Origin of the sequence: Priestia sp. 179-F W1.4 NHS, assembly GCF_045369295.1 — a bacterium.
GTDB classification, from domain to species: Bacteria; Bacillota; Bacilli; order Bacillales; family Bacillaceae_H; genus Priestia; species Priestia zanthoxyli.
In genome coordinates this window covers 1-9,608 of sequence record NZ_JBIQFF010000029.1, presented here as the reverse complement: position 1 = coordinate 9,608, position 9,608 = coordinate 1, and the positions used below count along the sequence as shown (strand labels likewise).

The 9,608-nt window shown below is 29.8% G+C and carries 11 protein-coding genes; 2 read left to right on the top strand and 9 right to left on the bottom strand.

Translation table 11 applies throughout. The features are described from left to right. Together ACH0CI_RS27485 and ACH0CI_RS27480 are read right to left on the bottom strand one after the other, a co-directional pair. Positions 1 to 335, bottom strand: a 335-nt coding sequence (locus tag ACH0CI_RS27485; protein ID WP_406902591.1) for a response regulator transcription factor, incomplete at its 3' end; no start/stop codon positions are given. 109 nt (positions 336 to 444) lie between these two features. Then, positions 445 to 603 (bottom strand): YlcI/YnfO family protein, encoded by a 159-nt coding sequence (locus tag ACH0CI_RS27480; protein ID WP_406902590.1) that lies wholly within the window; start codon positions 601 to 603, stop codon positions 445 to 447. Positions 604 to 964: 361 nt separating this feature from the next. Here ACH0CI_RS27480 and ACH0CI_RS27475 point away from each other — a divergent pair, with 361 nt between their 5' ends. After that, positions 965 to 1,282, top strand: coding sequence for a hypothetical protein (locus ACH0CI_RS27475; RefSeq protein WP_406902589.1), 318 nt, complete (start codon positions 965 to 967; stop codon positions 1,280 to 1,282). 32 nt (positions 1,283 to 1,314) lie between these two features. Here ACH0CI_RS27475 and ACH0CI_RS27470 read toward each other — a convergent pair whose 3' ends face one another. After that, a complete protein-coding gene (locus ACH0CI_RS27470; RefSeq protein ID WP_406902587.1) occupies positions 1,315 to 1,815 on the bottom strand; it encodes a hypothetical protein in 501 nt (166 codons plus the stop codon). A gap of 187 nt (positions 1,816 to 2,002) precedes the next feature. Between ACH0CI_RS27470 and ACH0CI_RS27465 the strand changes: the two genes are divergently transcribed. Further along, positions 2,003 to 2,710 carry a DUF4145 domain-containing protein gene (locus ACH0CI_RS27465; RefSeq protein ID WP_406902586.1) on the top strand — a complete coding sequence of 236 codons (708 nt, stop codon included), beginning with the start codon at positions 2,003 to 2,005 and terminating at the stop codon, positions 2,708 to 2,710. Between the two features lie 240 nt (positions 2,711 to 2,950). On the opposite strand, the gene ACH0CI_RS27460 is transcribed toward ACH0CI_RS27465, so the two are convergent. From ACH0CI_RS27460 to ACH0CI_RS27435, 6 genes are all read right to left on the bottom strand, one after another. Next, on the bottom strand, positions 2,951 to 3,082 hold the full coding sequence (locus ACH0CI_RS27460) for a hypothetical protein (RefSeq protein ID WP_406902585.1): 132 nt from the start codon (positions 3,080 to 3,082) through the stop codon (positions 2,951 to 2,953). Between the two features lie 1,739 nt (positions 3,083 to 4,821). Further along, a complete protein-coding gene (locus ACH0CI_RS27455) occupies positions 4,822 to 6,225 on the bottom strand; it encodes an ApeA N-terminal domain 1-containing protein (protein WP_406902592.1) in 1,404 nt (467 codons plus the stop codon). A 603-nt stretch (positions 6,226 to 6,828) separates the two neighbouring features. Then, on the bottom strand, positions 6,829 to 7,422 hold the full coding sequence (locus tag ACH0CI_RS27450) for a DUF3967 domain-containing protein (RefSeq protein ID WP_406902584.1): 594 nt from the start codon (positions 7,420 to 7,422) through the stop codon (positions 6,829 to 6,831). A gap of 492 nt (positions 7,423 to 7,914) precedes the next feature. Next, positions 7,915 to 8,607, bottom strand: coding sequence for a Rep protein (locus ACH0CI_RS27445; RefSeq protein WP_406902583.1), 693 nt, complete (start codon positions 8,605 to 8,607; stop codon positions 7,915 to 7,917). A gap of 179 nt (positions 8,608 to 8,786) precedes the next feature. Then, positions 8,787 to 9,194 (bottom strand): hypothetical protein, encoded by a 408-nt coding sequence (locus ACH0CI_RS27440; protein ID WP_406902582.1) that lies wholly within the window; start codon positions 9,192 to 9,194, stop codon positions 8,787 to 8,789. Between the two features lie 81 nt (positions 9,195 to 9,275). Further along, positions 9,276 to 9,608: hypothetical protein (locus tag ACH0CI_RS27435; protein ID WP_406902580.1), on the bottom strand; the 333-nt coding region annotated here is incomplete at its 5' end.

Below are 9,608 nucleotides of genomic sequence, written 5' to 3'. Positions count from 1 at the left end.
AAGTTTTGAGAAGAAGTTTGGGTAGTTTTTTTATAAAAATCGATTGCTTCTTTCATCGAAGAAACGTTTAATTTTTGTAGAATGCTGCGTCTCTGATTCTTAATTGTGCTCTCTTCTTTAAACAAAATATCTTGCATTTCTATGATGGAATGGCCATCAAGCGCAAGAGCAAAAACGTCTTGTTCAGATGAAGTAAGTTGCTTCAAAAAAAGTTTTTCTTTAAGTATTTGGCATTCTTCTTCAACACGTTTAAGACGATCCACTTCTTGTACTAAATCAGAAGCAACACTTAAAATATTTTCGATACCCATTAATAATTTTTCGGTTTGATCCATGATAAGACCCTCCTATTTTTTGAGGGCAACCCATGTTATAATAAAGGTCCTTACAAGTTCTACATGGGGTGCTTTCCTTGCCGGGAAAGTGCCCTTTTACTTTTTTCTTCTACTTCTTTGAATCCTTAAAGAGTTCTTTCTCCAAAAGTTGGACAAGGAAATCTTTTTTGCTCACACCTTCTTCAATGCACCTCTTTGCAAATTCTTTAAACAAATCTTCTGGGATATCGGCATTTAAACGTTTCATACCTGGTTGTGTTTTAGGCATATCTTTCACACTCCTCGATGAGTGAGCACTCATAAGAGTACTCACTCATATTTTAAATTATCAGAATTTAGAAGTCAATTAGATAATATAAACTTAGCAATTAAAACTTAATTTTTTATTTGTTTTATTTCAAAAATTTTATTTTTTAGATAATTATTCAAATTAAATTTAAAGTAAGAAAAACTTTTTAAATATTTAAATATGCTATCATTTTCTAAAACCCGACATAATATATTTAGAAATAGTCCTCTTTTTTTATTTCAAAAAAAAAAAATTTGTTATATAATTCATTAATAAAGCATATACTAGTATATTTTTTGATTTTTTTGTCAAGAAAACTAATTAGTAGGAGGGGATTATTATGAGCATTACTTTAGATGAGGAGATTGTTAAGATGGATAAACAAAGTCAAAATGATGATGTTATTCTAAGAGACGAACTTTTTTTTGGCGGTCAATTGAAAGTTAAAAATATACCTTTCATCAGGCTCGAAGAACCAACCTCTACTAATCAAGAATTAGTTAAAGATGCTTTTACTGGATTGATGGTGTCAATTATTGCCGAGCACTTACAAGAAGAAAATAAAATCATTGAAAACTTAGAAATAGACTATCAAATTTATTCTCATTACTCTGTTATAAAAGAAAAATTTGACGAATATAAATCTTTCTTTAATTAAAAACAACTCACTTTATAAAAAGTGAGTTGTTTTTAATTTATAACAGTTATTATTGCCACTTTTTCATGAAAAGATATACATATATGAGTCTCTATGTTATCCACTTCACCAATTAACCTGTAACTTAATCTTCCTCTTCCTTTCCATTCAGCTAAATCATGAACAATAGATGCATCTCTTAAAGCTTTTAAAATCTTTATTTTGGTCATAGGCTTTATTTCCACATCATCTTGAGCTGGATCTCTATTCTCAATTCTTTCTATAGCTCTTTCTTCAGCATGATCTGTAAATGAAAATAAGCTTAAGAGTTTAGTAAAGTTAGACTCTTTAAAATGGTATTTTAATGTACCCAATACCTCTTCTTTCTGTGAATCTTTCAATTTTACTTTTACATTGTCATCTTCATCAATCCATTGGTCTCGAGTCTTCCTCCTAGCTTCTAAACTTATTTCTTTACGCTGAGACGAAGTAAGACCAATTAAATCTCTGATTACAATTTCTACGCCATCTTTTGTTATAATGTTATGATCCAACTTTTATCACCTATTGTTATAATATTTGTTAATCTATTAACACTATTATATTCATAAATAGGCGAAAATTAACATAATTCCTTATTTTTTTTATTTAAAGACAAAATATACACATAAGAAAGGTTAAATACTTAAATTCTTCTATTTATAAGGTATAATTTTGTTAAAAAACAAAGTAGGGATTATTTTGAAACAAAATTATGAACCTCCTAATTACGGAAAAAATAGCTTTCATTGTCCACATTGTAATACATTCTCGCATCAATCTTGGCACGGTCTAAGAACTACTCAAAATGAATCCTTTGTTGCTGAACAAGGCATAGCGCCCACACCTAAGGGTATGGAAGATGCTGGAGTTAATGGATACTTAATAAATAACGTAATTGCACTAAGTAAATGTTACAAATGTAGACAAGTTTCAGTATGGAAGAAAGGAAAATTAATTTTCCCTGTCTCCTCAATGGCGCCGATTCCTAATCCCGATATGCCAGATGATGTAAAGAGAATTTATGAAGAAGCTATGGAGGTGGTTTCAATATCTCCTATGGCATCTACAGCATTGCTACGCTTAGCATTGGAGAAGCTACTTCCTCAAATTGGAGCAGAAAAAGCTAATATAGATAATATGATAGGACAACTAGTAAAAAAAGGATTACCACAAGAGGTTCAAAGAGCCTTAGATAGCTTAAGAGTAATTGGAAATGAGGCAGTCCATCCTGGGACAATTGATTTAAATGACAATACAGATATTGCATTTGCCTTGTTTAAACTATTAAATTTTGTTGTAGACAGAATGATTACTCAATTAAAAGAGATAGACGAAATTTATAATCTAATACCTACTTCAAAAATAAAAAGTATTGAGAATCGAAATGAAAAAGTTCTTAAAAAATAAAAGGTTCTTTTAACAATGATAATTAAAAGATATATAAAGAAATTCTATTTGTACTGTTTGCATTTGATAATAAAGCAGCCAATAATTATGATATACAAAGATAGTTAACATAATCTTTATTATAAGAATTATTAAATTAACTAAAAGCACTCGCCTAAATCACAGGTGAGTGCTTTTAGTTAATTTAATAATTCTTTTTCCATAAATACTTTTCTCAAAGCTTCATTTACAAATTCTGTTTTATAACTTTTTGGGACTTTGCAACAAAAGATCAATTGCATCTACTTTACTTACTATCCCATTCATGGCTAATTCTTTAATCGTAAGTTCTTTCATCATAATTTTATTAAGCATCTTTTTTACCAGCATCATACTAGCCTCCATTTTCGTTCTAAGAGTATAGTACTAGTATTCAAATACAAGATATTGATATTCTCTACTTGTAACTTCTCTAAAGAACAAAAATCTCTTCCCGTAGGGTAATCTATGGAGATAAGCGTTTTACTCATTTAGACACAACTTTTTATGATATTTAAATGTGCGTTTAAAATAATCGATAACTGTTATATTAAAGTAAAGTGAGGTGATAACATGTTCGTTAAAAATAGCATTGAAACATACTTTTTAGAGGAAGACGACATCAACTACTATTTGGTTTGCCAAAATAACAGAATGAAATATTTCTTACTAGGACCTAAGTGAATGAAATATGAATCGACACTGGATTCACCTTTCTAATATTTGATGCACCAATGAGTTTCTAGGCTTTTCCTAGATCTACCACACCTCTAGTGGCGACAAAAACCTCTTATGCTCTTCTCTATCTTTCCAACCGAAAGCAAAATAAATTAGGACAGACCAAATTTGGACTGTCCTAAGTAAACTTATTTTTATTAATGAAACACTCTCTTAAAATATTAACTTCAATACTTTAAATCACTAAAGTATATTAACAAAAAAAGACAAATAGATTAATAATTTGACAATCTACCAGACGTTGTGGTATAAATATGTTTAGTGGCAAATAAGAGATTTCTGCAAAAATCACCTATTAACCACAATCCTCTTACTGAAAGGAGGGTGAAATTATGGACTTAACAATCTTCTTAGTAATGTTCGCTGGTGGATCATTTATCATTTTGTTATTAAACTACATACACACACTTTATGGTAAATCATCTAGCAATAAGTCTGAATAATTTTTTTCTCGTTTAGCGTGATCTTCGACTGCAATCGTTGATTACGCTTTTTATTTTCTCTACATTTCTATATTATTTCTCTAAATATAGAAATATGGATATAATTTTCTGTATTTAATTAATTTTATTTAATTAATTTTATTTAGAGTGGTCACTAACTGTGTCCACTGCTCATAGTATAGTACATGTTATGTAATATGTAAATGATTTTGAGTTGAAAAAGCCAAAAAAAATATAAAAAATGATGTTTTCTTTTATATTTTTAGGTCTTTTTTTTTTTTTAGTGTTTTTCGATATTCAATTTTTATTCATTAAATAACCAAATATCGCTATTATAATGGAATTAATATTAATTAAAATGAATAAATACAAATTATGAAAATCACTTTTTTAAAAAAAATCCTAAATATTTAAAAGAGGGGGGTACATATAATTTTTATAATCCAGAAACTATCAAAAAAGATATCTTTTTTGATAGTTTCTGGATTATAAAAATTATAAAATAGGTCATTATACACTCTAAAATGGATAATGATACAAAATTATACTATAGAATTATATAAATCTATAGTATTTTAATTTATATAATTCTATTTACTATTAAAAAATATAGATTTATAGATTTAAATGTAAAATAATACTTCCTGTTTTCTGCTATTGCCAATCTAAGTTTAGTCTTAATTTTTCATTATGTATATCGCATACAACGTTAGTTAACATAATGTCTCTTTCCGGAAGACATACCAAAAACGAGCCCTTATGTATCAAGGTCTCGTCTGTTTTTTAAATTTATCCTTTATGCAGGTTTTTATACATTATTGATAGATTAGTATCTCTACAATAAATAATTAAAAGAAAAATGCATAGAAAGTGGGCATTTTATACACATATAAAATTTCAAAGGAATATTTTTTAATTCTCATCTGTTCTTTTAATGCTATCATTGATCATTATTTTTTTTGTTCTTTCTCTCGTTCGTTCATGAATGAAATCTTCATCGAAGCCCAGTTCTTTTAAAATATAGTATTCAAGAATATTTCGAAGTATATAGTATGCATTTATTAGCTTATCATCCTTAAGAGCTTTATCTTCTTTACTCGGATTATAATGAGTATAATAATTTCTAGTATCTCCAACCACTTCAGGGAATTCTCTAAAATCCCAAGCTGAAGTATAAAATCTAAATCGAAAATCTGCTAAAAGTAAATCAGCAATCCTGCTTTTTAATGAAATTATGCTATGGCTTCCTTTCAATAGAAAATCCCTATCTTCTTGTTTAAAAGATTCAGGTCTTCTTTCAATTATCTTTTCAACTCTTTCTTTATAATTTGCTAATTTTCCATTACATACAAATCGGGAATGATAAGTTTCTAAAGCTTGAGCCATATTTAAAAAGTGACGACTAGCAGATGATTCTAGGTTATATAAATCATCAATATGTAATTCAATTATTGGTTCTAAAATAGATAAATTTTCCTGCCATTTTGAAAAATTAGCTCTCTCTATAAGCTCATTCAAAGTGAAAAGAAACTTTTCACCTATTCCATTATCACTTTTATTATTTCGATTAAAAGGTTGAGCTAAAGCATGTACTACCTCTATACGTTTTATATGACTATGACCATTATCAAATTCCAATTTAATTTCAGGTGACTCTGTAATCATTTTATCAAACTGTAATTCCATTCCCATTGCAATTTCAATAAGTCTTTTCATTTTAATAATTACATCTAAAAACCAATCCAAAGAATGAAGAGATTTAGATTCAACGATTAAATATGGAGTTTGTTCTAAAGTTATTTCCTCTTCCATTAACCTAAATGGATAACTACAGGTTAAATCATAGGATAGAGTATATTCATCACTACTATAAATCTCAATTTCATTTAAAGGATTTAGTCCAATTAATACTTCACGATTTCCAGTAACAGGTTTAACATAGTTGGATACATTCCCCCACTTAATTATCCCTGGAAGACTCATCCTTACTCTTGAGAACACTGCCTTTTCTTTATTTTCGAAGTTAACATCCTCTAACATATATTTAGCTCTATAACCATATACTTCTTCCAAGCCTATCCTTGACTGTGTTGATATCCTTGAACAATTTAGCAAACAAATTTTGGCCCCATTTATTGTTGTACCATTAATTAAAGGAATCTCAAGTGGCAGATTAAAATAACTCATAGGACCTCCTTCATTAGGAACTCGAATATAAACAATCACTCCTCCCTCTTTTTTATTCAAATAAAGATCTCCATGGTACTGTGTATCAGAATTTTCAAAAGTCCAGAAAGCTGTTGCTGAAAAATTCACTTTCAATTAAAACCCTCTCTTCTTTTTTTGAATACTGTAGACTGCGTCCATCAGTTATAGAAAGAAAACTTACCTTTACTCACCCTATTAACCCTCTATATCCGTGAATTAATAGATATAATGTCGCTAATTCACAAATAAATATATAGCGCATACATAGCAAAGACCGCCTTGTAAACTTTTTATAATTGGCGGTCTTTGTTATGTATATAATATAAAAAAATAATCACCACCCATTACAGGAGGTGATTGATTACAGCCGCGATCAAGTTAAAAGCACCGCCCAATAGTGTACACATCGCAACAGTTACTTTCACTTTCGAAAATTTCTTTTTCATAAAAATCTCTCCTTCGCTAATTTAATAGGATCTTAAAGTGAAAGAGGTTATAACCTCTTTACTAAGAAGTTATCCTTCACTTTTACCTATCACTATTAACGTTGGCTTCATTTACGTAAGTTTATTAACTGTTACGTTTCACGCAGCTTTGACGGTCTAAACGTATTTTACCAGTATATGATATTAGTGTAAATATTTTTACCATTTAAATCATGTCTTCAATTCTATTTTTATTGATATATTACTTACCCGTGAAACAATGACATTATTTCCAAAACTCCCACCACTTTTTTTCTTGAGAAGCTGCTATCAGTTTTTTCGTATCTTGAACTTCACGGATCAGTGATAAAAGATTTTCATCTCTTTTATTTGAACTTGTTTCAACAGTTGTTTTTAACTCATAATTTTGATCTTGTAAAATCTTATTTTGGGTTTTAATATCTTTAAGTTCTTTTTCCATTGAATTTAACCTATCAGATATTTCATCAATGTATTCTAATTTATCCATAACAAGAGAAATTTGCGTGTTCTCTTCTTGTTCTTTAGATTCAATTTCAGAAGACATTACCTTGTTCTCACCGAGAATAGCACCTATTCTCTCCTCTTCTGGAAGCATTGACAACACTACATTCACAGCTGTTTCCATAGTCATACCTTTGTCTTGTATCAAATCTTTCATTCTTTGCAGTAAGAGAATATCTTTACTTCTAAATGCTCTAGAATTATTAGAACCTCTAATAAATTTATAGTCTTTGTTTTCTAAAGCAATGCAGTATTTTGTAAGAGAACTACGAGCTATTCCTAACGATTTTGCTACTTCTCCACCTAAATAAACTATTTCATTTATTTGTTCAGACATATATTCACCACCTATTCTTAACACAGCTAATTATTCATTATATAGGCTATTCTAACAATGTTTTCGATTTAGAATAGTATTCTCCTCCTTATTCTTTAGGCAACATATAAATTTAGTATAGAGGTATCTATTAAGTAAACATCACCATACAGTACTTTTAAGGCTATTCTTATGGGGAACAGCACTTATTCTCCTAGTCATTAAAAGCTTTGAATCACCTTTATGGTGATTTTTTAGCCTTAAGGCTAATTTTTTCTAACGAAAATAACATAAAAAGAACCTTGCAATTTCATTGCAAAATTAGTACTTAATAATACTGATAATAGAGACTAGAGCTACAAAGTGGCCTGAGCCCTTGATACTATTAACTTAATTAGACTTTTTAAGGTGTGAGGAAAACCTCTCATTTTAAAGTGTAATTGTGAGGTTTTCCTCACACCTAAGATATCGCAGAAGAAAATAAAAAACCGTATCTAAATAGATACGGACAGTCTAAAAGAACCTAGTTGGTAAATTTACTTTTTTGCCATTTTGATCTTTAAGATTTTTTAAAGAATGTTGGAATAATCTCATTGTTAATTGATCTAATTTCACTTCATTTTTTCTAGGCGCACAAATCATAATATATGGATTTACAATCCATGTTCGAGGGGTTACAGAACGACCATTTTCAGAAATTTTTCCTGCTCCTTCTGGATTAAGTAAAATCTCTTTTTTCTTCAAAGAGTTCATAATTTCAGATGTTTGCCTACGTGATTTACCAATCATTTCTGCTATATCTGAAACAGTTGCAGACTTTCCTAAAACAAATTCATCCTCAATACTTTTCTTTTTCTTCTTAAATTTGTCTTCTCTACAGATAATAACATTACTCTTAAATTCTAAGTATGGTTGAATTCTAAATAAAAAGCTTTCTTCCGCCTGGGTTAAATAATCAATTCTTACTAACAAATCCAAATTTCTGTGCATGACTTGATTAAACGGCTCCCCTGCAAAAACATCCTTTTCCCTAGCAATAAAATGTTTTTCACCTGTAATCTCTTGCATTAAATCCAATAATGACTTTTGAATGTCAGAAACTTCTTCCGAAGAATATGACTTATGTTTTAAATCTTTTAATCTTGCTTTTTTTTCTGCTTCAGCAAGTTTTTGCTTTAGATTAACAATAGTATTGCTGTTTTCCAAGCTAATTCCTCTCCTTATGTGGCAGGAATTAGTCCCTTATGATAGAATATGTACATAAATATGTTTGATAAGGGACCCATTCCCTTTCTGTATTCGAGAAACCGCCAAGCCGGCCAAAGCATGGGCGGTTTTTCTCATTTTATACTACATTCAACACTATCAATAATTTCCCTCTTTTTCTACTCTTTTCGTAGTCTTTCAGCTAATTTCGCTAATAATTTATCATCTACCCTTTGAGGCTTATAACCCATCCTGTCTATTAAAATACCTTCTACAACCTTCATACGCTTCGTATAAAGCCCATATTGCTCTTCCGAATAGTTTACCATTGCTTGGTCAATTTGAGGACTATTACCAGCCTTTTTAAGCGTTAGCATTAAATCATAGGCTTTTGTCCTTTCTTTACGTACCAAACGTAGTAAAATTAACAAATCATACGTATGAAAGCATGCAAGTTCATTAAAAGGCTTCTCAACGTCATCTAAGACCACAAATTCTTTTAGTTTCGGTCTTTTTATATTTAGACTAACTCCACAAAATGAGCAGCTTTCTTCTAAACCTTCTGTCCCACAATAACTACATATCAAGCTATATTCACCTCGTTTATTAAAAGGAAAAGTAGGCTTAAGCCTACCTAACTAGCCTTAAAGGCTATTTTAGCTTTTAGGCTATTCCTTATCCAACCGTTTTTGTCGTTGATTTACAATACGTTCCCCTACAACTTTTTTGGCAAGTTTAGTTTCTTCTAGTTCTAAAAGATCCGTTGTCATAATCCCCTCATAGCCATGGTGGAAATACAATCCATTCATGAATTCGATAAGAATTTGTGTGTTTTTATCTGCACTATTTGTTCCTAATCGAATTTTTTTAAGTTCATTTTTTAATACACTATGAAGATTTTCACTAACCGTTTCCGTAATATAGTCTAACGACCATTCTTTCTTTTTTTCTTCTCGATACTTTTTACAGATATCCATAATCGCTTCTCCTGGGAAACGAAG

Bases quoted from the DNA above. Each gene is read 5' to 3' on its own strand.
- ACH0CI_RS27475 (WP_406902589.1), top strand. From the start codon at position 965: ATGAGCATTACTTTAGATGAGGAGATTGTTAAGATGGATAAACAAAGT.
- ACH0CI_RS27450 (WP_406902584.1), bottom strand. From the start codon at position 7,422: ATGTCTGAACAAATAAATGAAATAGTTTATTTAGGTGGAGAAGTAGCA.
- ACH0CI_RS27480 (WP_406902590.1), bottom strand. From the start codon at position 603: ATGCCTAAAACACAACCAGGTATGAAACGTTTAAATGCCGATATCCCA.
- ACH0CI_RS27460 (WP_406902585.1), bottom strand. From the start codon at position 3,082: ATGATGCTGGTAAAAAAGATGCTTAATAAAATTATGATGAAAGAACTT.